This window comes from Amycolatopsis sp. NPDC059235, from assembly GCF_042754125.1.
GTDB lineage: Bacteria > Actinomycetota > Actinomycetes > Mycobacteriales > Pseudonocardiaceae > Amycolatopsis > Amycolatopsis albidoflava.
Map to the genome: position 1 here is coordinate 25,494 of NZ_JBHZAG010000069.1, position 22,179 is coordinate 47,672.

Here is a 22,179-nt window from a genome sequence, read left to right on the forward strand (position 1 = left end):
CCCGCGACGGTTGCGCGGCCCCTCGCCCCTGGCCCGCGCTGCGGATGCGCGGCGATTACCCCGCCGTGCGGCCGGCAAACCCGGGGACGATCAGTAATCGTGGGACAGCGCCTCGACCAGCACGCCGGTGTCCGACTCTCGCACGCACGGCTGCCTGCTGGTCCGGCACGATCCCGGGATCGCCGCTTTGCACGAGTCCGGCGTCGGCGCACTCCGCGAAGCACTGACCACGCTCGGATCAGCACGGCGCTGATCCGTTTCGCCACCCCCAAGCCGGGTACGCCTCGAACAAGAAGGGAGGACAACCGTGCTGGAGGAGATGAACCGGACGCCCGCGGAGGAGAAATCCACCGCGGACCTCGCGGCCGATCTGACCACTTCCATCAAACGCCTGCTCCAAGACGAGTTCCGGTTGGCGCTGGCCGAATTCCAGACGAAGGGCAAGCGCTTCGGCGTCGGGGCCGGGCTCGTCGGGTTCGCCGGCGTGCTCGCGCTTCTCGGCGGCGCGACCTTGATCGCCGCGGCGGTGCTCGGTCTCGCGCTCGTGGTGCCCGGCTGGCTGGCCGCGCTGATCGTCGGCGGCGCGTTGCTGCTGGTCGCGGGGCTTGCCGCGCTGGTCGGCGGCAAGGAGGCGAGCCGCGCCGGCGGGCCGGTGCCGGAGGAGTCCGTGGACAGGGTGCGCGAGGACATCGAGACGATGAAGCAGGTGCGGTCATGACCGAACGCAAGGTGGAAGAGGCCCGCGCGGACCGGGACGTCACCCGCGAGGAACTGGCCGAAACGCTGGACGCGCTGGGCCACAAGCTGGACGTCCGCACCCGCGCCGCCGAGAAGGTGGACGAGACGATCGACCGGGCGGCCGCGCAAGTGGAGAAGACCGTCTCTGCCCCGGCTGCGGAGAAGGTCCGCGCCGGCGCGGAGGCCGTGCGGAGCAACCCGCTCCCGCTGTTCGCGGCGGTCTTCGGCGGCGTGTTCGTGCTCCGGTTCCTGATCCGCCGCCGGTCCGCGCACCGGAAGCAGGGCGGCGCATGCTGACCGACCGGGAACAGCGTGCGCTGAACGAAATCGAACGCGGTCTGGGCGAGACGGATCCGCGGCTCAGCGCGAAGCTGGACCGCGGATCCGGCCGTCCGCGCCTGTGCCGCCGCCGCTCCGCGCTGGAGATCCTGGCGACGATCACCAGCGTCGTGCTGATCGCGACCGGCGCGTTCGACACGCGGCCGGGCATGATCGTGGCCGGGGTGGTCGGCTCGCGGTGCTCGTCGGCGGGCCGTTCGCGGTGCGGCACTGGAAAGCCGGATCCTGGCGCTGACCCGCCGGGCGGTCGCCAGATCAGTTCGCCAGATCAGTTCGCCAGATCAGTTCGCTAGATCAGTTCGCTAGATCACTGTCAGGAAACCGTCAACGACCGTCCCTGGAGCGCTCGCCGGGGTCCAGCCTGACCGGGTGACCGCAACTCTGTCCCGCCCGGAAACGCCGCCGGCCGCCGACCGGCACCGGCTTTCCGTCGTCGGCGGCCTCGCCGCGCTGTCCCTCGACGCGATGGCGTCGGTCGCCTACGGACCCGAGGCGATCGTGCTCGTGCTGGCCGTCGCCGGCGGAACGGGACTCGGCTTCACGCTGCCCGTCACGCTCGCGATCGCCGTCCTGCTCGCCGTGCTGACCCTGTCGTATCGGCAGGTCATCGCCGCGTTCCCGGACGGCGGCGGGGCCTACGGCGTCAGCCGCACCCACCTCGGCCGCCGGGCCTCGCTGGTCGCCGCCGCGTCGCTGATCGTCGACTACGTGCTGAACGTCGCGGTCTCCGTCGCCGCCGGGGTCGCCGCGCTGACGTCGGCGTTTCCCGCGTTGCTGCCGTACAAGCTCCCCCTCTGTCTCGGCGTGCTCGTGCTGATCACCGGCATCAACCTCCGCGGTATCGCCGAGAGCGCGCGGGCGTTCATCGTGCCGACCGCGGTGTTCGTCGGCTCGATCCTCACCGTCGTTGTAGTCGGCCTCTTCCGCAGCGCTCCGGCCGCGAGCGTCGCCAGCGGGCACCTCCCCAGCCTTCAGACCGTCGGAATCCTTTTGCTGCTCAAGGCTTTCGCCAACGGCTGCGCGGCACTGACCGGCGTCGAGGCGATCGCCAACGCCGTCCCGTCCTTCCGCAAACCGCGCGTGCGCCGGGCTCAGCGGGCGGAGGTCGCGCTCGGCGGACTGCTCGCGGTGATGCTGCTCGGGATCGCCGTGCTGATCGGGAAGTTCTCGATCCACCCGGTCGACGGCGTGACCGTGCTGTCGCAGGTCACCGCCGCGTCGCTCGGGAACGGTTTCGGTTACTACGTAGTGCAATTCTCCACCGTGGTCCTGCTGGCACTGGCTGCGAACACTTCCTTCGGCGGGCTTCCGGTGCTGGCGCAACTGCTCGCGAAACACAACAACCTCCCGCACGTTTTCGCCCTGCGCGCCGAACGTCAGGTGTACCGCTACGGCGTCGGTTTCCTCGCTCTCGCTTCCGCTTTGCTGCTGATTCTCGCGAATGGCGACATGAACACTCTGGTGCCGCTGTTCGCGATCGGCGTGTTCGTCGGCTTCACCCTTTCGCAGGTCGGAATGGTGCGGCATTGGTTCGGCGCCCGCCCGCGCGGCTGGCGAGGAAAGGCCGCGCTCAACGGTTTCGGCGCGCTGCTCACCGGAATCGCGGCGATCGTGGTCACCGCGACGAAATTCGGCGAAGGCGGCTGGCTGATCGTCGTCGCGCTGCCGGTGCTCGTGCTGATGATGGAATGGGTCCACCGCACCTACCGCCGCATCGGCGACCGGCTCGAACTCGGGCGCGTCCCGCCTCCGCCGCGGCCCAACCGGTCGCTGGTGGTCGTCCCGGTCCACACGGTGTCGCGGCTGACCCGCGACGCGCTCTCCGCCGCGCTGTCGCTCGGCGAGCACGTCGAGGCCGTGCACGTGACGCACCCCGAGGAGGAGGCGGCCGCGCGCGAGTTCGTCGAAACGTGGGAGCGCTGGCACCCGGAGGTCACGCTCGTCCAGCTGCACGACGAACGCCGCCGCCTCGGCGAGCCGATCGCGGAACACCTCCGGCGACACGACGGATGCCACGTTTTCGTCCTGGTCGCCGAGGTCGAGCCCGAGCATTTCTGGCAGCGCGTCCTGCAGAACCGCCGCGGCGCGGTGCTCGCCCGGGTGCTGCGCCGCCGTTCCGACGCGGTCGTCTGCCGGATGCGGTTCCGGGTCAAGGCCTGAGCCATTTCGTCCGGTTTTCCCGAATGCCCGTTTTCCCGGGGCGGGCGACGCGTTGCCCGATAGTACTTTCGGCCGATGTCCGCAGGGCGAAAACCCGCCGAAAGGCGTGGGCCATCCCGGGGGTCTTTCCCTCGCCCCGGTTCCGCCGCCCAAGATCGTCTTAGGGTTGGGCGTATTCGTGATCTTGGAACCGGAATGAGGGGCCCATGCGGAAACGGACCAGAATTCTCGGCAGAACGCTCGCGGCGGCAGGCACCCTCGCGGCGCTGACGGTCGCCACGGCCGTCCCGGCGATCGCGGCGCCGCAGGCGAAAGCGGCCGAGCCGACCTCGGTCGAACAGGACATCGCGCAGCTGTACCAGGACGTCGAGGACCTCTACAACGGGCTGCCCGCGAACGCGCTGCGCGGCGTCGACCCGTTCTTCGACTCGCCGGTGAAGCGGCCGGGCCAGCAGGCGCACGCCGCGCAGGGCCCGATCCCGGGCTGCACCGAGGGATCGCTGCTGACGTACGCGAACAAGCTCGCCTCCACGCTGACCCCGACCGAGGGCCAGGCGCTCAGCGCGCTGAGCGCGATCGGCCAGCTCTACACCCAGGCCGTCGCCAGCGACAAGACCCCGCAGGTCTTCGGCACCGACGGCCAGTACACGCCGCGGGCAGGCTCGACGATCGACAAGCTGCGCGGGTTCTGGGACATCGAGAGCTGGAACATCCAGCTGGTCGCCTGGAAGGGCACCGACCTCGGCAGCCAGGACCGCACGACGCAGACGTTCAAGCTCGGCCTCGACCCGAAGCGGGCCGCCGCGGCGGGCGCGCTCGCGACCAAGGTGCTCTACGAGGTCCCGGCCCTGCAGGGCGGCCGCAACCCGCTGCTGACCCTGAACGCGTTCTCCGCCCCGGCCGACAGCCTCGGCGGCAAGCGCGTCATGCTCGGCGACGGCCTGCTCGACGTGGTCAACCACCTCGGCTTCGACGACGTGTCGGTGGAAGCGGTCGTCGGCCACGAGTACGGCCACCAGGTCGACTTCGCGCACAACAACTACCCGCGCGACGAATCCGCCGAAATGGGCCCGGACGCGTACGGCGGCTACTTCGTCGCGCACGCCAAGGGCGAGGCGTGGAATGCCCGCACCCAGCAGGAGGTCACCTACCTCGACGCCTCCATCGGCGACTGCTTCCACAGCCACGGCACCCCCGACCAGCGCAAGGCCGCCGGCGCGTGGGGCGAGAAGCAGGCCGTGAGCCAGAACAACCCGAACCGGATCATCCCGTCCGCGAAGATGATCGAGAAGTTCCAGAAGGAATACCCGAAGCTGATGCCGCCCGCCACGGCGGCGCTCGCCTCGGCGCACTGATCTCTTGCGGTGCCAGGGCCCCGTCTCCGCTTTCCGGGAGACGGGGCCCTCTCGCGTGCTCAGGTGGCGATGGTGGCCAACGGGTCCAGGCCGTACGTGCGGGCGTAGCCGTTCTCGGTGCCGACGAGCAGGTCGACGACCTCGAAATACCGGTCCCAGAAAGGAGTTTCCCGCAGCGCGTCGATCAACAGCTGGTAGGCGTGGTGATCATCGGCTTCCCAGACCCAGACGTCGGTGACGCGCGCGGAGTAGAACTCGGTGTCGTAGAAGCGCGACCGGACGCCGGCGGTTTTCGCCTCGATCGCGGGCACGACCTGGCTGGCGAAAGCGTCGGCCCGTTCCGGCGGGGTCAGGGCGAGCCATTCCGGCGTGGTCTTGACGAGCAGGAACGCGGTGACCGGCGTTTCCTTCGCGGACATTGCGGCTCCTTGGAGGTCAGGCTTCGAAGGCGGGCTTGAGGGATTCGGCGCACCACTGTTCGAACGTGGTCGGAGACGCCGTTTCCGCGGTGCGCGTGACACCGGCGTCGAGGCCGTTGTCCTTGGCGTGCTTCATGTCCGCGATGCCGTGGACGAAGGTTTCGTTCAGCCCGTAGCCGATGAGCGTGCTGCGCAGGTCGTCCAGCGACTCGCGCTCGTAGCGGACCGGACGGCCCAGCTGCTCGGTCATGATCCGGGCGACCTCGGTGGGAGACAAGTCTTCCGGCCCCAGCACGGGGACGTCCGCGAACCCGGTCCAGGACCGGTCCCGCAGCAGCCGCGCGGCGACCGCGGCGATGTCCGCGACGGCGACGAGCGGGGCCTTGCGGTCCGGGTCCAGTACGTCGGCGTAGACGCCCTTCTCCCGGATCGAGCCGACCTCCTCCAGCAGATTCTCGAAGAAGGACGGGTTGGCCAGCGCCCGGTACGCGACCCCGGTTCCCGCGATCAGCTCGTCCATCGCGAGCGACGCGGTGACCAGCCCCGCCCGATCGGCGACCGCGGTGCCGCGGCCGAGCGCCGAAACCCCGACGACATGCCCGACGCCGTGCGCGGCAAGCGCTTTCGCGGCCGGGCCGGTGAAACCGCTCCAGCCGTCTGCCGGAGTACGCGACGAATCCGGTGGGACCACCCAGAAAACGGCGTCCGCGCCCGCGAAGGCCCGGTCGACGACTTCGGCGTCGCCGTGCGATCCGACGACGACCTCGACGCGCTCGCGCACCGAATCCGGGAGCCGGGCCGGGTCGCGGACGATCACCCGCAGGTCCTCGCCCGCGTCGAACAGCAGGCGCAGCACCCGGCTGCCGATGTTCCCGGTGGGGGCAGTGATGACGATCATGAAAACCTCGTGGATTAGGACCGATGGGTACGCCCTCGATCCTGCTGAGCGCGGCGGTGCTGCCACAATGGGAACTTCGGCACGCAATCCTTGCCTGAAGTGGAATTACCCTGGTGAATAGCCTGAACCCGGCACTCGACGCCAACCTCGCCGTCGCCTTGGACGCCCTGCTGACCGAGCAGAGCGTCACCAAGGCCGCCGCGCGCCTGCACACCTCGCCGGCCGCGATGAGCCGCACGCTCGCCCGGCTGCGGCGCATCCTGCAAGACCCGCTGCTGGTCCGGGCCGGGCAAGCGATGGTCCCCACGCCGCGCGCGCAGTCCCTGCGCGAGGAGGCCGCCGCGGTGGTGCACAGCCTGGGCGCGCTGCTGAGCCCCGGCGCCGTCGTCGACCCCGCGACCCTGCGCTCGACCTTCACGATCCAAGCCGCCGATCTGGTCGGTGCCGCCCTGGCCGTCGGTCTCCTGCAACTCGCCCGGGAAGAAGCCCCCGGCATCTCGCTGCGAGTCCGAGCCGAGGAATGGGAAGCCGGTTCCGCCCTCCGCGACGGACGGCTCGACCTCGAGGTCGGCTCCATCGACCACGTCGACCCGGAAACGCAGGTCGAAGAACTGCTCACCCTGCGCATGGCCGCCGCCGTCCGCCCCGGCCACCCGCTCGCTTCGGCCCCCTTGACCCCAGCCCGGCTCGCGGCGGCCGACCACGTCGCCGTCAGCCGCCGCGGCCGGTTCACCGGCCCTCTGGACACCGCACTGGCCGAACACGGCCTCCGCCGCCGCGTCGCGATCGTCCTGCCGAGCCACCTGGCCGCGATGGCCCTCGCCGCGCGCAGCGATGTCGTCTGCCTGATCCCCGCGTCGCTCCCCGGCGAACCCCCGTCGCCGCTCACCGCCGACGCCACCGCACTCGGCCTGCAGCTGCTCGACATCCCGGTTCCGTTGCCTCCCTTGACGATCGGCATGGCGTGGCATCCGCGCCAATCCGCCGACGGGGCGCACCGCTGGCTCCGCGCCGCGGTGCGGCGGGCACTTTGCGCGCCAGGGACTTCTCCGCATTAGGCGCGCTTCGCTTCTGCGGCCCCACCAGAATTTGCCTCCGCTCCGCCTCCCGAGGTCCGGTAGGTTGCCCCGCGTGGAGTTCGCGGTTGCCGAGGACGAGGTGTGGTTCTCCGTTTTCGACGTCCTCCCGCGGACAGAGGAGGCGACGGGCGACGACTTCGTGCGGGAAGTCAGGATTCCCGTCTCCGAGACCGAGGAACTCCACCTCAGCTGGGACGCGATGCACCGGAGCGTCCGCTTCCGGCACCGGCGGGAGTCGGACACCGTCGTCGATGTCTACCGCGAGCACGCGACCTTGCTGACGATCGAGGTCCGCGACACCGGGCCCGTGGTCGTGGCGGAGTATCACGCGAACGGCTGCCGAGGCGGGACGGCTGTACGGTTTCGACCGAGCTTCGCCCTGACGGACGTCCTCCTCCAGACCTGACTCCGGCACCGGGTCCCGGCCCGCCGTCGCCCGGCAGTTCTTCCGCTGAGCCCGTTCGCCTGAACTGGTCGGCGAAGTCAAGCATCCGGACCGCTGGAGCACGCCAGCGGTCGCGCCGTCCGCGCACCCCGTCTCCGCCGTGCCGAGACGAGGTTAATGCCCTTCACTTTTCCTATTGACCTTCACCAGCGCCGAGCTATAGGGTTTCACCACAGTTAATGGTATTAACAGACACTCGACAAGAGGAGAAACCCATGCGCAGCACCGACCCGGCCACCTCGCGAACCCCTCGCCGCCGCAGCCTCGGGACCGCCCTGCTCGCAGTCCCGCTGACTGCCGCCGCTGTCCTCGGAGCCACACCCGCCCAAGCCGCGACTCCCGGCCACACCTCACTGACCTGCCAAGGCAAAGGCGTCGACCCGGCCGCGAAAGCCCGTCACCGGGCCGAAATCCTCGTCCACGCGCCGCTGCACACCATCTGGGACTTGCAGACCGATGTGGAAGCCTGGACGTCCTGGCAGAAACCCGCCGCCCCGATGACCGTGCGGCGCCTGGACTCCGGCCCGCTGCGCAAGCACTCGCGGTTCCAAGCCACCGTCCACGTGCCCACGACTCCCCCGAGCACTGTGGTCATCAGCTCCACCGTCCAGCAACTCCAGCGCGGCAAATGCCTTCGCTGGACCGGCCCCGCCGACAGCGCCGGCTACCACATCGACGGCACACATGTCTGGACCTTCACTCCCGTCCGCGGCGGCATCCTCGTCCGCACCGAGGAAAGCCACTCCGGCCCGCAAGCCGACCCGACCTCCGACATGGGCCTCGAAACCTGGCTCGCCGACCTCAAGGCCGCCGCCGAATCCGGTACCTGCGACGGACCGCACCAGCGCTGAGCGGAGATGGGCGCACGGTCCGACGGGCCACGCAGACACCGCCGCCCTGGCCCGTCCGCGGCACCACCACCGGTCGGCACGGTCTCCGAGTTCTTGCACCCGGAGCGGGCAAGAACTCGGACCCCACCCAGGCGACAGCCAAGCCGCCGCAGCGGATCACTCCGCGTCGAGCACCGACCGCAAGGTCCGCAGCAACGGCGCGGCCTCGGCGCCGAACATCTCCACGTCCACGCGCTCCACCGCGGTCACCGCCCGCCCGGCCAAATCGCGGCCGTTTTCGGTCAGCCGCACCAGTTTCGCGCGCGTGTCGCCGGAGTCGACCGTCCTCGTCACCAGTCCGGCCGCCTCCAGCCGGGCGATCACCTGGGAGGTCATCTTGATGTCGGTGCCCGCCCGCGCGGCCAGTTCCTGCTGCCGCGGCGGCGCGCCGTGCGTTTCCATCCACCAGCAGCACGCGAGCAGCACGAACTGGACGTGCGTGAGGCCCAGCGGTTCGAGCGTCTGCCGGATCCGCCGCTGCCACGCCAAAGTCACGTGCCACAGCAGGAAACCCGGGCTGTCCCCCGGACCCGCGAACCGCGTCATCGCGCGGACCGCTCCGCACTGGCCAGCAAATCGCTCATGGCGACCGGGAAGTCCTCGCTGATCTGCGGCCCGAGTTCCGGACCCGCGTCCCCCTCGATTTCCAAGCGATGCGTGACGCGCGTGCCGCCGCCGGAGAGCGGCGCGAGCGTGTGCCGGAACCGCAGCACGACCTCGCCGAAGCGCGTTTCGTCCTCGTAGACCTCGTTCTCGGTCAACTCCGTGATGCGCGAACGGAACGTGTCCTGCCCCTGCGGGGTGACCGACAGCTCGGTCCCCTTCTCGAACGGTCCGTGCAGTTCGAACCGGTCGCTGCGCTCGCTCAGCGGCGTCCCGCTGTGCAGGGCCCGCAACGCCGCCCACACCGCGTCCGGACGCGCCGAAGTCTCCGCGCTGTAGTCAGTGGTCCACATGATCGGTCCTCCCAGTTAGTCTGCGCAGAGACTATCTGCGCGCAGACTAACTGGCAAGCCCGAGCCGCGCGGCCCCTCACTCCGGCCAAGCGCTCCCCTTGATCAGCTCCACGAAGTCCGTCCGCTCGAACGCCGGATCGAAATAGGCGAGCACGTCGTCGTTCATCGTGCCGAACGTCGTCTCCGGACGGCCGGCCATCCCGTCCCGGAACGCGCGCAGGATGCGGTTCTTGAAGTCCGGCCGCGGATGTGCCGCGACGACCTCCGCGCGCCGGTCGCCGGCGATCTCGGCCAGGCCGAGGCCCAGCACGTCGGTTTCCACGCCCAGCGTCACCACCGCCACCTCCGGGGCCAGCCGCAGCGGGACGTCCGGCGTCGTGTGCAGGGCGATCGCGAGCCAGACGTTCCGGGCGTCTTCCTCCGAACGGCCGTGGTCGAGGAGGAACGTCCGGGCCGCCTCGGCGCCGTCGAGTTCGAAACGGCGGTCGGAGGTCGCGTACCCGTCGGTGAGCCCCAGGTCGTGGAACAGCCCGCCGACGTACGCGAGTTCCGGATCCACCGTCAGCCCGCGCGCGGCGGCTTTCAGCGAACCCCACAGGAACACTCGCCGCGAATGGTGGAACAACGTCTCGTCGGCGACGTCGCGCACCAGCGCCGTCGCCTCGCGCACCAGCGCGGTATCCGGAATCTCGATCCCGGCGATCACCTCGGGCACCACAGACCTCCTCGGGAAAAATTGGGCTCAGCCCGAGTCTCGCCCGGCGAAGTCCTCGGTCCCACTGCGAAAACCGACCGCGTGCCCACAGATCCGGACAGGAGTCAGGAGGCCGTGGTCTCGAAGCGCGCGCGGTACTGACTCGGCGAAATCCCCAGGCGGGCCACGAAGACGCGGCGCATCGTCTCGGAGCTGCCGAATCCGGAGGCACGGGCGGTCTCCGCGACGCCGTGCCCCGCGCCGAGGAGGGCTTTCGCGTGGTCCAGCCGCACCTGCTCGACGTACTTCGCCGGCGTCGTGTCCAGTTCGCTCGCGAACAGCCGCGCGAGATGCCGGGCGCTGACGCCCGCCCGCGAGGCCATCGCGGACGCATTGTGGTCGAGCCCGGGCTGCGCCGAAACCAGGTCGGTCACCTCGCGCAACGTCGGAGTGCTCGGCCGCGGCATCCGCAGCGGCGCGGAGAACTGCGACTGGCCGCCGGGCCGTTGCATGAACATCACGAGACCGCGCGCGACGGTGCGCGCGAGATCGGGGCCGTGGTCCTGTTCGACCAGAGCGAGCGCCAGATCGATGCCCGCGGACACTCCGGCCGAGGTGAAAATGTCGCCGTCCCGCACGAAAAGCGCGTCGGGAAGCACCTCGACGTCCCGGTACGCGCGGGCGAGCCGGGCCGCGTGCCGCCAATGCGTGGTGGCGCGCCGTCCGGACAGCACGCCCGCGGCGGCCAGCGCGAAGGAACCGGTGCAGATCGACACCAGCCGACCAGCACGCGGCGCGATTTCCCGGATCGCGGCGACCAGATCCACGGGCACGCCGTGCTCCACCAGCCCGTCGCCGCCGGCCACCACGACGAGGTCCGGGTCCGGCGTCTCGGCGACCGGCCCGTCGACGGGCAGCCGGACGCCCACCGACGTCGCCACGGGTGCTCCCGACGGCGACCGGTAGCTGACCGAATACCCGGCCCCGGCCAGATTCGCCTCGGCGAACACCTCGGCGGGCCCGGTCACGTCGAGCATCTTCACGCCGTCGAACACGACGAAAACCACGCTCGCGCCCATGATCCGACCTCCGGGGCCCAGCATGGCAGACCGTCAGGCGGACGCGAACCGGAGCACTGCCGCGTCGTACTGGGCGCGGGCGAACCGGAACGGCCCGAACCCGCGGTAGTCCCGCTTCCGCCGGTGCGGTTGCGCGAACGAATCCCAGACGACCTCGTCGCCGGTCACCGTGATGCGCGCCAGCAGCGGCCAGCAGCCCCAGACCCCGCACGCACAGGCGAGCAGCGGCGTTTCGCCTTCCTCGAAGTCGAGGCCGTGGAAGTGCTCGGTCGGCGTGCCAGCGAAACAGTCCGGAATCAGGCCGCCGTAAGCACCCCGGCCGGGGACATGCCTTCGGCGAGTTCGAACCGGTCGATCAGCTCGGTCAGCGCGACGTCGTCGACATACGGCACCACGACCGGACCGCCCAGTTCGCCGGGCGGAGGGAACTCGAAGCGAAGCGTGGCCACCGCTCGAATCATCCCCGAGCCTCACGCCGGGGTTTCGTTCGGCTCCCGCCGCTCAGCCAAGATCTCCGTCACCCGCTCGCTGGGCAACGCACTCCGCAGCGCCAGCGCGATCACCACCGCGGTCAGCACCAGCGACGCCGCCGCACCCAGCGAAAAGTCGAGCACCCCCAGGTTCCCGGCATGCTTCGACGCCTCCGGATACGTGCCGAGATAGCTGATCACCGCGAGGCCCGCGAACCACACCAGCACCCACCAGCCGTGCCGGAAGTCCAGCTTCGGGGCGGTCTTCGCGAAGGCCTGGTGCGCCGCGAGCAGGAGGTATCCGAAGACGATCACCACGAACAGTTTCCAGTTCGTGTCCCAGCCGGTCCAGTAGATGATCAGGTTTGTGGAGAACATCGCGAGGAACGCGACCGCCCACGTGAAGCCGCGGCCGAGGCGGAACGGGCGGTCGTGGCGCGGCAGCTGGCTGCGCATCGCGAGCAGCACCAGGGGCCCGGAACCGAACGACAGCACCGTGCTGTTCGTGACGAACGAAACCAGTTTGTTCCATCCGGGGAACGGCAGGAAGAAGAAACAGCCGACGACGAACGCGAGGATCAGGCTGAGCCACGGAACGCCCGCGGAATTCACCTTCGCCAGCCCGGACGGCGCGTTTCCGTTGCGCCCCATGGCATACGAGATGCGCGCGGTGACGCCGGTGTAGATCAAACCCGTGTCGCCGGGCGAGATGATCGCGTCCGCGTACAGCAGGGTGGCCAGCCAGCCGATGCCGAGCACGCTCGAGATCGCGGCGAGCGGGCCGAAGGTGGCCAGCACGTCGCTGCCCGCGGTGAAGTTCGCGCCGACGTGTTCCCAGCCCTGTTTGGCGATCGCGTCGGACGGGGCCGCGCCGATGAACGCGATCTGCAGCAGCACGTACAAAATCCCGGTGAGCACCACCGAACCGATGAGCGTGAGCGGCACGTTGCGTTTCGGGTTGGCCGTCTCCCCCGCCAGTTCGACGCCTTGCCGGAAGCCGAAAAAGGAGAACGCGATCCCGGCGCTCGCGACCGCGGAGAAGATCCCGTGCGTCCCGTACGGAGCGAACCCGCCGAACCCCGCGAAATGATCAGTGTTGAAGGCGGTCACCAGGAAAACCACGATCACCAGCGCGATGACCGCGAGTTTCCACCACACGAGCACATTGTTGATCCGGGAGAACCAGCGCACGCCGAAGAAATTCACCAGCACGAAGAACGCCAGCAGCAGGATCGAAATCCCGGTGCCCGCCGGGGTGAGCACGGCGTTGCGGTCCGCGTCGAGTTTCTCCAGCCAGGGAAGGTAATTCGTGGAATACTGGACGACCGCGAGCACCTCGATCGGCGACACCGCGGCCGCGGCGACCCAGGTGACCCAGCCCATCGAAAAGCTCGCGAACGAGCCGTACGAATAGTGCGGGAACCGCGCGACGCCGCCCGAATGCGGGAACATCGTGCCCAATTCGGCGTACGTCATCCCGATCAGCACGAACATCACCGCGCCGATCCCCCACGACACGATCGCCGCGGGCCCGGCGAGCTGCGCCGCGTTGAGCGCGCCGAAGAGCCATCCGGACCCGATGATCGACCCCACCGCGGTGAACAGCAGCCCGATCGGGCCGAAATGCTTCTTGAGCCGCTTGTCGTCCCCCGCGACGACCGCCGGGGACGGCTGTTCGGTCGTTCCGGCTTTGTCCATGGCGCGGCCTCCTGCCGGGTCGGCGGTCCGCTTCCACTGTCCTCCCGCGGCGGCGCGCGCAGAACAAGCGGACATGAGATCGTTACCTGGTGCACCGGTTCGGCGCAGGGCCGCGATCCTGCTCGGTTTTCCGTTGCCGCACAACGGTATTCGCGAACTATGTCCGGCATCGCCGGTTTCCCGCCGCGGACTACCAGGTCGCGCGGAGAATCCCGGTCACGTCGTCCGCCGAGACCTCGCGCGGGGTGTTCGCCAGCACCCCGTCCGCCAGGGTGTCGGCCACCAGGTCCGGCAGATCTCCTTCGCCGATACCGAATTCGCGGAGCCGGCCGGACAGTTCGACGTCGGCGACCAGCCGTTCGATCGCGGAAATCGCCGCGTCCGCGTTGTGTGCGAACGATTTCCGCGCGTCGGCCACGCCCAGCGGTTCCGCCAATCGCGCCAAGCGTTCCTCCCGCACCGCACGGTTGAACCGCAGGCATTCGCCCAGCACCAACGCCAAAGCCTGGCCGTGCGGCAGGTCGAACCGGCCGCCGAGCGAGTGCCCGACGCCGTGCACCACGCCGAGTCCGGTCGTCCGCATCGCCAGGCCCGCGGTGTGCGCGGCCAGCATCAGATTCGCCCGGGCCGCCAGATCTCCGCCATCGGAGACCGCGCGACGGAGATTCTCCGCGACCAAACGGACGGCTTGCAGGTCCAGACCATCCGCCCACGGATTCGGCCGGGCGGAAAGAAATGACTCCACCGCATGGGTCAGGCAGTCGATTCCCGCGGCGGCAGTCGCGCGCCGCGGGAGGCTCAGCGTGAGCGCCGGGTCGAGAAGTGCATACCGGGCAAGGCAAGTCGGGCCGCCCAGGTAACACTTCCGCTGCCGCGCGGGGTCCGTGATGACGCCGAGGTCGTTGCATTCCGAACCGGTGCCGGACGTGGTCGGGATCGCCACGATCGGCAACGCGGGCACCAAATCCGTTGAATCCTCGGTGCTCCAGCCCAATTCAGTGGCGGGACGGTCGTTGACCGCGGCGAGCGCGATCGCCTTCGCAGCGTCCAAAGCGGACCCGCCGCCCAGTGAGATCACCGCTTGTGCCCCAGCGGCCCGGGCGAAGGCACCGCCCGCGTCGACGTCGTCGGTGGTCGGATTCGGGTGCACCTCGGAGAAAACCTCGACCGCCAAACCGTCTCGCCGCAATAACTCTGACGTCTGCTCCGGCAGCGGAGTCGCGACCAATCCGCGATCACTGACCAGCACAACTTTCCGCACACCGATCGTCCGGACCAATCGCGGCAACTGCTCGACCGCACCGGCGGCGAAGGTGGCAGCCGGATAAGGCCCGATTTCGATGGCCGGGATCTCGGTCATGACTTCCTCCCGAACCGTTCCTCGTCGACAGCGACGCCCAGCCCCGGCGCGGACGGCACGTGCAGCAGGCCGTCCGCGTCGATGTCCAGCGGCGCGGCGAGCAGGAAGTCCCGCCGCTGCGGCGTCCACACCGGTGGGTCGTAAGGGAATTCGAGGTATGGTCCCCCGCCGACGCCTGCGGTCACGTGCAGGTTCGCGAGCAGGCCGAGGCCGTTCGACCAGGTGTGCGGCGTGAAGAGGCGGTTGCGCGCCAGCACCAGTTCGGCGAGAGTCCGGCCGCGCAGCATGCCGGCGGCGAGCGCGACGTCCGGCTGGTAGACGTCGAGGGCGTCGGATTCCACCAGGTCCAGCAGCTCACGGAAGGTCCGGACCATTTCTCCTCCGGCGACGCGGATCCCGGTGTCCCGCACCGCGCGCAGGCCGGGCCGGTCGTCCAGCGGCAGCGGTTCTTCGAGCCAGAACACGTCCAGCTCGCGCAGCGCCTCGGCGAACCGCCGGACGGCCGCCGGGTCGAGGGAAGGCCGCACGTCGCCCGGCATCCGCCACGCCTGGTTCAGGTCGGCCATCAGCGTCATCTCCGGCCCGACCGCCTCGCGGACCGCCCGCATGGTGGCGATTCCGCCGGCGAAATCGTCCGCGGCCAGCCGGATCTTCGCCGCCCGGAACCCTTGGCCGCGGATCCCGGCCATCACCTCGGCCCGCTGGTCGGCGGGCAGGATCCGGCCGGTCGACGCGTACGCCGGGATCGCGTCCGCCGCGCCGCCGAACAGCGTCGCGACCGGAACGCCGAGCACCTTCCCGATGACGTCCCACAGCGCGATCTCCAGCGGCCAGTAGCGCCCGGCGTGGAACGCGACGGTCTCCAGCGCCCGCACGTGCCTGCTGATCGCCATCGGATCCTGGCCGAGGAACAACTCCGCGTACGGCTCGAAGCCGGCCATCGTGTCGCCGGAGCCGTAGCCGACCACGCCCTCGTCGGTCACGACCTTGACCACCGTCGCGTCGAACCGCGTGCGCGGAACCGGATCCCAGGCGGCGTCGAACGGCGGATCGAGCGGCAGCGTCCCGGGCAGCAGCTGGATGTCGGCGATCTTCACTCTCCGGACGGTAACCCCGGATTGACGCTCGCCCAATCGTTGTTGCACAGTCCTCAACATGGCGAACCAGCGCACCTACGGTTCGGGTCTGGTCCGCGACGTCGACCTGCTCGAAGTCCTCGCACTGCCGGAAGCGCGCGACGGACTCGGCGTGTCCCGCGTCGCCGAACTGTCCGGCCGGGACAAGGCACAGGTCTCGCGAGCCCTCTCGACGCTCGCCGACACCGGCCTGGTGTCGCGCGACGAACACACCCGCGCGTACCGGCCGGGCTGGCGGCTCTTCGCGCTGGCCACGCACGCCACCGAAACGCACCTCGCGCACCTGGCCGCGCCCTTTTTGCGCACGATTGTGGCGCGGCTGAACGAAACGACGCATTTGTGCGTCCTGCGCGCCGGCCAGGTGTTCACCCTCCGGAGCGAACTCGCGTCCCACGCTTTTCGCGGACTCGGCTGGGAAGGCGTCGGCGTCGACCCGTTCACAACCTCACCCGGACGGGTGTTATTGAGCGAATGGGACGAGGAAACCGTCGGGCAATGGTGGCGGACCTTCGCCGGCGCCGCCGCGCATCCGCTCCCTGACCTCCCCGGCGCCGCGGAGGAACCGCCGCCGCTCACCCTCGAGGCACTGACCGCGAAGCTGGCGGGGATCCGGAAACGCGGCTACGAAACCGTGGACGAGGAGTTCGAGCCGGGGTTGGTCGGCGTCTCCGCGCCGGTGTACGGCTTCCGCGGCGACATTGTCGCGGCAGTCAACGTGTCCGCCCCGAAATCGCGCCTCGGCGGACGACTGCCCGCGGCGGGCCGCTTCACCCGCACCGTCGCCGACCGGATTTCCGCCGCCCTCGGCGCCCCTCGCTGAACCGCGATCTGCAGGGCCCCGCACCGTTCATTTATGCTTCGCCAAATCGTCGTTTTCCCGGCAGGTGGTCGCCATGTACGAAATCCCGCCCACTGCGGCCATGCAACGCTGGTCGGTCTCGGTCGACGGGACCAGCGCGATCTTCGCCTGCGCGCCATGGCTCGAAGACCACACTGCCGACCGGGTGCTGCCGCGTGTGTGGCCGGGCCGCGGACTAGGCGTCAGCGACACCGACGCCGCGGGTTTCGCCGCCGCGATCGCCGAGACGATGAAGGCCCCGAGCTACTGGATCGCCAGCCACGCCGCGGCGCGCGCTTGGCAGGATCAGCCGTGGTCCCCGGCGCGCCGCGACCAGGACGACGGGTTCGTGTACTTCGCGGGACCGTGCGGCGACGCCGGTGTCGCAGTGGGGTACCGCCCGGCGTATCACCTGCCGCTCGCGCTGCGGGACTTGCGCGGGCTGCGGATCCGGCTGGCGGCTTATCTGCGCGGGGCGCGGGTTTTGAGCTGAGGCTCCCTCAAGCTGACAGCCCGAACTCCTGCCGCGCGATCAACCCCCGCATCACCTCCGTCGTCCCGCCGCCGATCGTCTCCAAGATCGACTGCCGCCACAAAAACTCCGTATCCGTCCCCGCGACCACCGCCTCCGCCCCGCCGAACTCCACCCCGGCGCGGGCGATGTCCTGGGCCAGCACCGTGCCCGCCAGCTTGTGATACGCCGCCGCAACAGCAGCCGGTTCACCCCGAATCACTTCGCCCAGCAAGGCCAGCGCCAGCGCATCCACCTCCGCGAGCCGCACCGCCAGCTCGCCGACCCGCTGCCGCACCACCGGATCTTCGGCGACCCCGGCCGAGTCCAGCGCCGCCATCAGGTCATGCAGATCCCGGCGCAACCGCTTCGGCGGGAACTGCACGTGCCGCTCCACCGCGAGCGCCGACGCGACGACCTGCCACCCCTCGTTCTCCGCGCCCACCCGATCGGCAACCGGGACCCGCACGCCGTCGAACCGGACCTCGTTCAGCCGTCCGCCGTCCAGCGTCGGGATCGGCGACACGGTGATCCCTGGGCTGTCCAACGGGACGATCAGCACGCTCAACCCTCGCGACCGGCTGTCCGGCGCGCCGGTCCGGCACAGCAGCCAAACGCAGTCCGACCAGTGCGCATTGGACGTCCAGCACTTCGCCCCGTCGACCACGTAGTGGTCGCCCTCGCGGCGCGCCTTCGTGCGCACCGCGGCGAGGTCCGAGCCCGCGTCGGGTTCGGAGTAGCCGAGGCAGAAGTTGAGCCGACCGCGTCGCAGGTCGGCGAGGTACCGCTCGCGTTGCGCGTCGGTGCCGTGCGTCATCAGCGCTTTGGCCACGAGACCCGGGCCCATCGGCGGGCGCGCCACCCGCGCGTAGGCCATCTCGTCCCAGAGGATGAACTCGTACGCGGGCGACCGTCCGCCGCCGCCGAACTCGGTCGGCCACGACAGCGACAGCCAGCCCCGGTCGCCCAGCGCACGGTAGACCCGGCGGACGCCGTCGGCGGTGTCCTTGCCGCGGTGGAAGTATCCGTCGGTGTCCCGGTATTCCCAGAGGAACTCGAGGACCTCCGCCCGGAACGCCTCTTCCTCAGCGGTGAAGCCGAAATCCATCTCTCACTGCTCCCCGGTCGTCCAGTTGGGCTCGCGGCCCTCGGCGAACGCGCGCGGGCCTTCCTTCGCGTCCGGGTGGGCCCAATGCATGCGCAGCAGCGACCAGCCGTACTCGCACGCCTGCCCGTACCCCATCTCCAGCGAATTCCAGACCGCCTGCTTCGACAGCGACACCGCCTCCGGCGAGTTCCGCGCGATCGCCTGCGCCATCTCCTCGGCGTCGGCCATCAGATCCTCCGAAGTGGACAGTTCGTCGACGAGCCCGAGCTGGTACGCGCGCTGGGCGGGCATCCGGTAGCTCTTGCCCATCAGCGTCATCCGCAGCGCCGACCCGAGCGGAAGCCGTTTCGCCAGGCCGATGTTCTCCATCGCGCCGACGAGACCGACGTTCACGTGCGTGTCCATGAAGGCCGCGTGGTCGGCCGCCAGCACGATGTCCGCGTCGACCACGAAGTGCAGCCCGGCCCCGGCGACCAGCCCGTTGACCGCGCTGATCACCGGTTTCCACACCCGGTTCTGCCGCGGCGACCAGAACACCTCGTCGGTCAGCGGCCCGTTCCCGGTGCTCATCCCGCCGCGCCCGGCGACCGCGTGCACGTCGGCCCCGGTGCAGAAATGCCGCTCCCCCGCGCCGATCACGATCGCCGCGCGGATCCACGGGTCGTCGCGGACCTCGGCCCACATCTCGCGGATCACCGGCATCATCGACCCGGTCAGCGAGTTGCCCCGGTGCGGGCGGTTGAGCGTGAGGCAGGCGACGTGGTCGCGCTTTTCGAACAGCACCTCGGGCGCGTCGCTCATCGTTCCTGGCCTTTCCGGCGGTACTTCGCCGTTACCTTGTCCGCGCACCCCGGCCGCAGTGCCTGGTGCCTGATCCGTTGCGAAAGCGGCCCGATCGGTCCTTCCACGGAGTACCCGATCGCGCCGAACGTCTGATGCGCGACTTCCGCCGCCTCGACCGCCGCCCGTCCTCCCGAACACCGCGCCGCGGCCGCCAGTGCGGTTCCATCGGGATGCTCGTCGTCGAGCGCGAGCGCCGCCATCGTGGTGAGTTTCTCCGCCGCAGTAAGCGAAAGCCCGGCATTCACGAGGGGATGCGCGACCGCCTGGAATGTCCCGATTGGACGTCCGAATTGGACTCGCGTGCGCGCGTGTTCGACGGCGAGGTCCAGCAACCGCCGTCCCGCACCGCTCAAGTACGCCGCCGCCGCGATGTCCGAGAGCGCCGTCGCCGCCTCGACGCGTTCCAACAGCTGACCTCGCGTCAGCGCAACCCGGCCCCACTCCTCGCCGCCCAGCACCTCGACCGGCTCGACTGAACCAGCCTCGGCGAGCCAGGCACCGGCGCCGTCTGTTTCAACGAAAACACCAGCGACGGGAGCCCACGGCATCAAGGGCGGCGCGCCGACCGAGGCCACCAAATTCCCGTCCGCGACCTGGGCAGCAAGCTCCGACGGCAGCACGTGGGTCGCCAACACCGTCTCCGCCAACGGCCCGGGCGCGGCAGCCCGGCCCAGCTCCGCGAAGGCAGCGGCGATGTCACCTGCTCCGCCGCCTTCGCCCGGCACCGCCAGCGAAAGCACTCCGAGCGAGGCCAGCCCGCGCCAGAATTCCGCCGGGAACACGCCGGAACGCCAGACCTCGTCCGGACAGTGTGTCCGGCAGAAACGCCGGACCACCTCAGCCAGCGCCCGCTGCTCCTCGGTCGGCGTCAACGCGACGCTCATGCCGTCGCCCAGCGTGCTTCGGCGGCGGCCCGGCTCGGCATCCGCCAGCTGCCCAGTTCCGCGCGCAACGCCTGCAACCGCAGCGTCCAGAGGTGCAGGTCGTGCTCCGCGGTCAGCCCGATCGCGCCCATGATCTGGTGGGTTTCCCTGGTCACGCGGCCGAGCGCGGACATCGTGTGCGTCGCGGCGACCGCGGCGGCTTCGGCCGGAGCCCCGGCGAACGCGGCCTCGTACACCAGCCAGCGCGCGCCTTCCACCAGCACGTTCACCTCGGCCAGCCGGTGCTGCAGCGCCTGGAACGAGCCGAGCGAGCGGCGGAACACCTTGCGGTCCTTGGCGTAGGCGACCGCGATGTCAGCGGCCCGGCGCATCATGCCGACCGCCTCCGCGGACACGCCGACCCGCCACCAGTTCACCATCGTCGCGGCGCTCCCGGGGGCCAGCTCCTCCCGGCCAGCTGCGACCACCCGGGCGAGCGGATAACCGTAAGCCGACGGAACCCGTTCAGCAGCAACGGAATCGAGGGCAACGGCGAAACACCGATCGTCGTCAGCGAGAAGCATTCGCGTCGCCTCGCCGCCATAACGGACGGGACCCGGCTCGCCCACCGCGAGCACCACCGGCCCGGCCGGACGGTCAAGCCCGAGGGCGGGCAGCACCAGCAGGTGCGGCACCGCGCTGACCGCACCGAGTTCGGCGGCGATCGCCTCCACTGCCAAGGCCGCGTCGAGCGGACCGGCGTCCTCCGCGGCGAACAGGTCGAGAAAACCGTCGCGCCGCAACGCTTCTTCGAGGTTCCAGTCGTATTCGCCGCGAGCCGCCAGCGCACGGCTGCGTTCCGGTCCGGCGTGCCGGGCCAGCAGGGCGCCCAGCGCGTCGAGCACCGCGCGCTGGGTCGAGGTCGGTTCGAAATCCACGGCTAGTCCTTCGGCAGTTCGAGGATGAGACGGCTGATCAGGTTGAGCTGCACCTCGTAGCTGCCCGCGGCGATGCCCGCGCCGAGCGAGTTGCGGAACTGCGCGTCGCCCAGCGCCCCTTCGACGAGCGCTTCGCTGCCCAGCACGTCCAGCGCGAGGTCGCCCACCGCGCGTTCGGCCTGCACCATCGCGGCGCGAGCCTGATACGCCATCGGCGACGGCTCCTTCGCTTTCGCCCGCTCGTCGATCACCCGGTACACCAGCACGCGCGCCGCCTCGCACGCTGCCCGCGCGCCGCCGAACTGCTCCTGGATCCCCGGGTCGGCGAGCTGCCCGGACGCGCGGACCTCGGCGGCCAGCCGGTCCAGCACCAGCGCCGCCCGCGCGTACCGGGGCGCGCCGACGCGTTCGTAGGCGAGCGTGCGCCGGACGATCTCCCATCCCTTGTTCTCCTCCCCGAGCAGGCAATCGGCCGGAATCCGGGCGTCGGTCAGGAAGAGCTCGTTGAAGGAATGATCGCCCACGAACCCCGGGATGCGCCGGACCTGCGCCCCCGGGGTGTTCAGCGGGAGCAGGAAGACCGAGATGCCGTCGCGGCCGGCGGCGGCCGATCCGGTGCGCGCGAGCAGGAAGCAGTAGTCGGCGACGTTGGCGTAGGACGTCCAGATCTTCTGTCCGTTGAGGACGTAGCTGTCGCCGTCGCGCACCGCCTTCGTCCGCAGCGCGGCCAGGTCCGTGCCTGCTTCGGGTTCGGAGAAGCCCTGGCACCAGAAGACCTCGCCGCGCGCGATCGGCGGCAGCAGCTTCCGCCGCTGGTCCTCGGTGCCGTACTTGATGATCGCCGGCCCGACCCAGTTGACGTTCATGTACTGCGGCCCGCGCGGCTCCCCGCGCCGCCACATCTCCTCGCCGAGCACGAAATGCTGCCACGCGCCCTGCCCGCCGCCGCCGTACTCGCGCGGCCAGTGCGGCGTCAGCCAGCCCTTTTCGGCCAGCCTGCCGACGAACCCGCGCGAAAAATCGCTGTAGACGGCGCTGCCGAGGCCGGTCTCGGACCGGTCCCATCCCGCCAGCTCGCGGTCGAGGAAGTCCCCCAGCTCGCGCCGGAACGCGACGTCGGCCCGATCCCACGCGAACTCCATCAGCGTCCCTCCGGCCCGCGGCGGCCCAGGCTTTCGTCCAGTCGGTGCACGTCGCCGACTCCTTCCACCTCGTTCGATGAATAAAGGATACTCAATTAGCTCCACTACGCAACCGTGCGCGGAACCCGAAGCTCCCTCAGCGTCCCAAAATCACCGGTCATAGCGGTGGTAACGGAATCGCATCCGGAGCGCACACCTCTTGCACTCCGGCGACCTATCA

Annotated in this window: 27 protein-coding genes; 11 read left to right on the top strand and 16 right to left on the bottom strand. The window is 70.2% G+C overall.

Features of this window, described 5'->3' with window-relative positions; translation table 11 throughout:
• The first annotated feature begins 127 nt into the window (after positions 1 to 127).
• The 6 genes from ACFXI3_RS34095 (at position 128) to ACFXI3_RS34120 (ending at position 4,592) form a co-directional block, all read left to right on the top strand.
• Complete coding sequence (locus ACFXI3_RS34095; RefSeq protein ID WP_378405195.1) at positions 128 to 253, top strand: hypothetical protein; 126 nt, start codon at positions 128 to 130, stop codon at positions 251 to 253.
• Between the two features lie 54 nt (positions 254 to 307).
• Positions 308 to 718 (top strand): phage holin family protein, encoded by a 411-nt coding sequence (locus tag ACFXI3_RS34100; protein WP_378405197.1) that lies wholly within the window; start codon positions 308 to 310, stop codon positions 716 to 718.
• On the top strand, positions 715 to 1,035 hold the full coding sequence (locus ACFXI3_RS34105; RefSeq protein ID WP_344264528.1) for a DUF3618 domain-containing protein: 321 nt from the start codon (positions 715 to 717) through the stop codon (positions 1,033 to 1,035). Before ACFXI3_RS34100 ends, ACFXI3_RS34105 begins: the two co-directional genes overlap by 4 nt.
• Positions 1,029 to 1,370 (top strand): DUF3040 domain-containing protein, encoded by a 342-nt coding sequence (locus tag ACFXI3_RS34110; RefSeq protein WP_378405199.1) that lies wholly within the window; start codon positions 1,029 to 1,031, stop codon positions 1,368 to 1,370. Before ACFXI3_RS34105 ends, ACFXI3_RS34110 begins: the two co-directional genes overlap by 7 nt.
• 76 nt (positions 1,371 to 1,446) lie before the next feature.
• Positions 1,447 to 3,237, top strand: coding sequence for an APC family permease (locus ACFXI3_RS34115; protein WP_378405201.1), 1,791 nt, complete (start codon positions 1,447 to 1,449; stop codon positions 3,235 to 3,237).
• A gap of 206 nt (positions 3,238 to 3,443) precedes the next feature.
• Positions 3,444 to 4,592 (top strand): hypothetical protein, encoded by a 1,149-nt coding sequence (locus ACFXI3_RS34120; RefSeq protein ID WP_378405203.1) that lies wholly within the window; start codon positions 3,444 to 3,446, stop codon positions 4,590 to 4,592.
• A gap of 59 nt (positions 4,593 to 4,651) precedes the next feature.
• On the opposite strand, the gene ACFXI3_RS34125 is transcribed toward ACFXI3_RS34120, so the two are convergent.
• Both ACFXI3_RS34125 and ACFXI3_RS34130 read right to left on the bottom strand, forming a co-directional pair.
• The gene (locus tag ACFXI3_RS34125) at positions 4,652 to 5,011 is read right to left on the bottom strand and encodes a darcynin family protein (RefSeq protein WP_378405205.1); all 360 of its coding nucleotides are present in this window, start codon (positions 5,009 to 5,011) and stop codon (positions 4,652 to 4,654) included.
• Positions 5,012 to 5,027: 16 nt separating this feature from the next.
• Complete coding sequence (locus ACFXI3_RS34130; RefSeq protein WP_378405206.1) at positions 5,028 to 5,909, bottom strand: NAD(P)H-binding protein; 882 nt, start codon at positions 5,907 to 5,909, stop codon at positions 5,028 to 5,030.
• A gap of 113 nt (positions 5,910 to 6,022) precedes the next feature.
• Between ACFXI3_RS34130 and ACFXI3_RS34135 the strand changes: the two genes are divergently transcribed.
• The 3 genes from ACFXI3_RS34135 to ACFXI3_RS34145 all read left to right on the top strand — a co-directional run bounded on the left by ACFXI3_RS34135 (position 6,023) and on the right by ACFXI3_RS34145 (position 8,284).
• On the top strand, positions 6,023 to 6,967 hold the full coding sequence (locus tag ACFXI3_RS34135) for a LysR family transcriptional regulator (RefSeq protein ID WP_378405208.1): 945 nt from the start codon (positions 6,023 to 6,025) through the stop codon (positions 6,965 to 6,967).
• A 73-nt stretch (positions 6,968 to 7,040) separates the two neighbouring features.
• On the top strand, positions 7,041 to 7,394 hold the full coding sequence (locus ACFXI3_RS34140; protein ID WP_378405210.1) for a hypothetical protein: 354 nt from the start codon (positions 7,041 to 7,043) through the stop codon (positions 7,392 to 7,394).
• A 254-nt stretch (positions 7,395 to 7,648) separates the two neighbouring features.
• Positions 7,649 to 8,284 (top strand): SRPBCC family protein, encoded by a 636-nt coding sequence (locus tag ACFXI3_RS34145; protein ID WP_378405212.1) that lies wholly within the window; start codon positions 7,649 to 7,651, stop codon positions 8,282 to 8,284.
• 156 nt (positions 8,285 to 8,440) lie between these two features.
• Here ACFXI3_RS34145 and ACFXI3_RS34150 read toward each other — a convergent pair whose 3' ends face one another.
• The 9 genes from ACFXI3_RS34150 to ACFXI3_RS34190 form a co-directional block, all read right to left on the bottom strand.
• Positions 8,441 to 8,869 (bottom strand): MarR family winged helix-turn-helix transcriptional regulator, encoded by a 429-nt coding sequence (locus tag ACFXI3_RS34150; protein ID WP_344264501.1) that lies wholly within the window; start codon positions 8,867 to 8,869, stop codon positions 8,441 to 8,443.
• On the bottom strand, positions 8,866 to 9,279 hold the full coding sequence (locus ACFXI3_RS34155; RefSeq protein ID WP_378405214.1) for a polyketide cyclase: 414 nt from the start codon (positions 9,277 to 9,279) through the stop codon (positions 8,866 to 8,868). Before ACFXI3_RS34155 ends, ACFXI3_RS34150 begins: the two co-directional genes overlap by 4 nt.
• A gap of 76 nt (positions 9,280 to 9,355) precedes the next feature.
• A complete protein-coding gene (locus ACFXI3_RS34160) occupies positions 9,356 to 9,994 on the bottom strand; it encodes an HD domain-containing protein (protein ID WP_344264495.1) in 639 nt (212 codons plus the stop codon).
• A gap of 104 nt (positions 9,995 to 10,098) precedes the next feature.
• Positions 10,099 to 11,052: a GlxA family transcriptional regulator gene (locus ACFXI3_RS34165; RefSeq protein ID WP_378405216.1), complete on the bottom strand. Its 954-nt coding sequence runs from the start codon at positions 11,050 to 11,052 to the stop codon at positions 10,099 to 10,101.
• Positions 11,053 to 11,085: 33 nt separating this feature from the next.
• Entirely contained in the window at positions 11,086 to 11,220 is a 135-nt protein-coding gene (locus ACFXI3_RS34170) for a hypothetical protein (RefSeq protein ID WP_378405218.1), read from the bottom strand.
• 128 nt (positions 11,221 to 11,348) lie between these two features.
• The gene (locus ACFXI3_RS34175) at positions 11,349 to 11,501 is read right to left on the bottom strand and encodes a hypothetical protein (protein ID WP_344264489.1); all 153 of its coding nucleotides are present in this window, start codon (positions 11,499 to 11,501) and stop codon (positions 11,349 to 11,351) included.
• A 21-nt stretch (positions 11,502 to 11,522) separates the two neighbouring features.
• Positions 11,523 to 13,220 (bottom strand): APC family permease, encoded by a 1,698-nt coding sequence (locus tag ACFXI3_RS34180; protein ID WP_378405220.1) that lies wholly within the window; start codon positions 13,218 to 13,220, stop codon positions 11,523 to 11,525.
• A gap of 190 nt (positions 13,221 to 13,410) precedes the next feature.
• A complete protein-coding gene (locus ACFXI3_RS34185; protein WP_378405222.1) occupies positions 13,411 to 14,580 on the bottom strand; it encodes an iron-containing alcohol dehydrogenase family protein in 1,170 nt (389 codons plus the stop codon).
• Entirely contained in the window at positions 14,577 to 15,677 is a 1,101-nt protein-coding gene (locus ACFXI3_RS34190) for a mandelate racemase/muconate lactonizing enzyme family protein (protein WP_378405224.1), read from the bottom strand. The genes ACFXI3_RS34185 and ACFXI3_RS34190 overlap by 4 nt, the downstream gene beginning before the upstream one ends.
• A 58-nt stretch (positions 15,678 to 15,735) precedes the next feature.
• Here ACFXI3_RS34190 and ACFXI3_RS34195 point away from each other — a divergent pair, with 58 nt between their 5' ends.
• Together ACFXI3_RS34195 and ACFXI3_RS34200 are read left to right on the top strand one after the other, a co-directional pair.
• Positions 15,736 to 16,536 carry an IclR family transcriptional regulator gene (locus ACFXI3_RS34195; protein WP_378405226.1) on the top strand — a complete coding sequence of 267 codons (801 nt, stop codon included), beginning with the start codon at positions 15,736 to 15,738 and terminating at the stop codon, positions 16,534 to 16,536.
• 73 nt (positions 16,537 to 16,609) lie between these two features.
• Positions 16,610 to 17,047, top strand: a complete 438-nt coding sequence (locus ACFXI3_RS34200; RefSeq protein WP_378405228.1) for a hypothetical protein — start codon at positions 16,610 to 16,612, stop codon at positions 17,045 to 17,047.
• Between the two features lie 7 nt (positions 17,048 to 17,054).
• On the opposite strand, the gene ACFXI3_RS34205 is transcribed toward ACFXI3_RS34200, so the two are convergent.
• Genes ACFXI3_RS34205 through ACFXI3_RS34225 form a run of 5 tightly spaced genes read right to left on the bottom strand, consistent with a single transcriptional unit; the run spans position 17,055 to position 21,959 of the window.
• Positions 17,055 to 18,173, bottom strand: coding sequence for an acyl-CoA dehydrogenase family protein (locus ACFXI3_RS34205; RefSeq protein ID WP_378405230.1), 1,119 nt, complete (start codon positions 18,171 to 18,173; stop codon positions 17,055 to 17,057).
• A gap of 3 nt (positions 18,174 to 18,176) precedes the next feature.
• Complete coding sequence (locus ACFXI3_RS34210; RefSeq protein WP_344264467.1) at positions 18,177 to 18,974, bottom strand: enoyl-CoA hydratase-related protein; 798 nt, start codon at positions 18,972 to 18,974, stop codon at positions 18,177 to 18,179.
• Positions 18,971 to 19,900 (bottom strand): acyl-CoA dehydrogenase family protein, encoded by a 930-nt coding sequence (locus tag ACFXI3_RS34215; protein ID WP_378405232.1) that lies wholly within the window; start codon positions 19,898 to 19,900, stop codon positions 18,971 to 18,973. Before ACFXI3_RS34215 ends, ACFXI3_RS34210 begins: the two co-directional genes overlap by 4 nt.
• Positions 19,897 to 20,817, bottom strand: a complete 921-nt coding sequence (locus tag ACFXI3_RS34220) for an acyl-CoA dehydrogenase family protein (RefSeq protein ID WP_378405234.1) — start codon at positions 20,815 to 20,817, stop codon at positions 19,897 to 19,899. Before ACFXI3_RS34220 ends, ACFXI3_RS34215 begins: the two co-directional genes overlap by 4 nt.
• A 2-nt stretch (positions 20,818 to 20,819) precedes the next feature.
• Positions 20,820 to 21,959, bottom strand: coding sequence for an acyl-CoA dehydrogenase family protein (locus tag ACFXI3_RS34225; RefSeq protein WP_378405236.1), 1,140 nt, complete (start codon positions 21,957 to 21,959; stop codon positions 20,820 to 20,822).
• Positions 21,960 to 22,179 lie beyond the last annotated feature (220 nt).

Coding starts and splice junctions, on each gene's coding strand:
- ACFXI3_RS34105 (WP_344264528.1), top strand. CDS start 715: ATGACCGAACGCAAGGTGGAAGAGGCCCGCGCGGACCGGGACGTCACC.
- ACFXI3_RS34110 (WP_378405199.1), top strand. CDS start 1,029: ATGCTGACCGACCGGGAACAGCGTGCGCTGAACGAAATCGAACGCGGT.
- ACFXI3_RS34120 (WP_378405203.1), top strand. CDS start 3,444: ATGCGGAAACGGACCAGAATTCTCGGCAGAACGCTCGCGGCGGCAGGC.
- ACFXI3_RS34125 (WP_378405205.1), bottom strand. CDS start 5,011: ATGTCCGCGAAGGAAACGCCGGTCACCGCGTTCCTGCTCGTCAAGACC.
- ACFXI3_RS34130 (WP_378405206.1), bottom strand. CDS start 5,909: ATGATCGTCATCACTGCCCCCACCGGGAACATCGGCAGCCGGGTGCTG.
- ACFXI3_RS34145 (WP_378405212.1), top strand. CDS start 7,649: ATGCGCAGCACCGACCCGGCCACCTCGCGAACCCCTCGCCGCCGCAGC.
- ACFXI3_RS34150 (WP_344264501.1), bottom strand. CDS start 8,869: ATGACGCGGTTCGCGGGTCCGGGGGACAGCCCGGGTTTCCTGCTGTGG.
- ACFXI3_RS34155 (WP_378405214.1), bottom strand. CDS start 9,279: ATGTGGACCACTGACTACAGCGCGGAGACTTCGGCGCGTCCGGACGCG.
- ACFXI3_RS34165 (WP_378405216.1), bottom strand. CDS start 11,052: ATGGGCGCGAGCGTGGTTTTCGTCGTGTTCGACGGCGTGAAGATGCTC.
- ACFXI3_RS34180 (WP_378405220.1), bottom strand. CDS start 13,220: ATGGACAAAGCCGGAACGACCGAACAGCCGTCCCCGGCGGTCGTCGCG.
- ACFXI3_RS34185 (WP_378405222.1), bottom strand. CDS start 14,580: ATGACCGAGATCCCGGCCATCGAAATCGGGCCTTATCCGGCTGCCACC.
- ACFXI3_RS34195 (WP_378405226.1), top strand. CDS start 15,736: ATGGCGAACCAGCGCACCTACGGTTCGGGTCTGGTCCGCGACGTCGAC.
- ACFXI3_RS34200 (WP_378405228.1), top strand. CDS start 16,610: ATGTACGAAATCCCGCCCACTGCGGCCATGCAACGCTGGTCGGTCTCG.
- ACFXI3_RS34205 (WP_378405230.1), bottom strand. CDS start 18,173: ATGGATTTCGGCTTCACCGCTGAGGAAGAGGCGTTCCGGGCGGAGGTC.
- ACFXI3_RS34210 (WP_344264467.1), bottom strand. CDS start 18,974: ATGAGCGACGCGCCCGAGGTGCTGTTCGAAAAGCGCGACCACGTCGCC.
- ACFXI3_RS34215 (WP_378405232.1), bottom strand. CDS start 19,900: ATGAGCGTCGCGTTGACGCCGACCGAGGAGCAGCGGGCGCTGGCTGAG.
- ACFXI3_RS34225 (WP_378405236.1), bottom strand. CDS start 21,959: ATGGAGTTCGCGTGGGATCGGGCCGACGTCGCGTTCCGGCGCGAGCTG.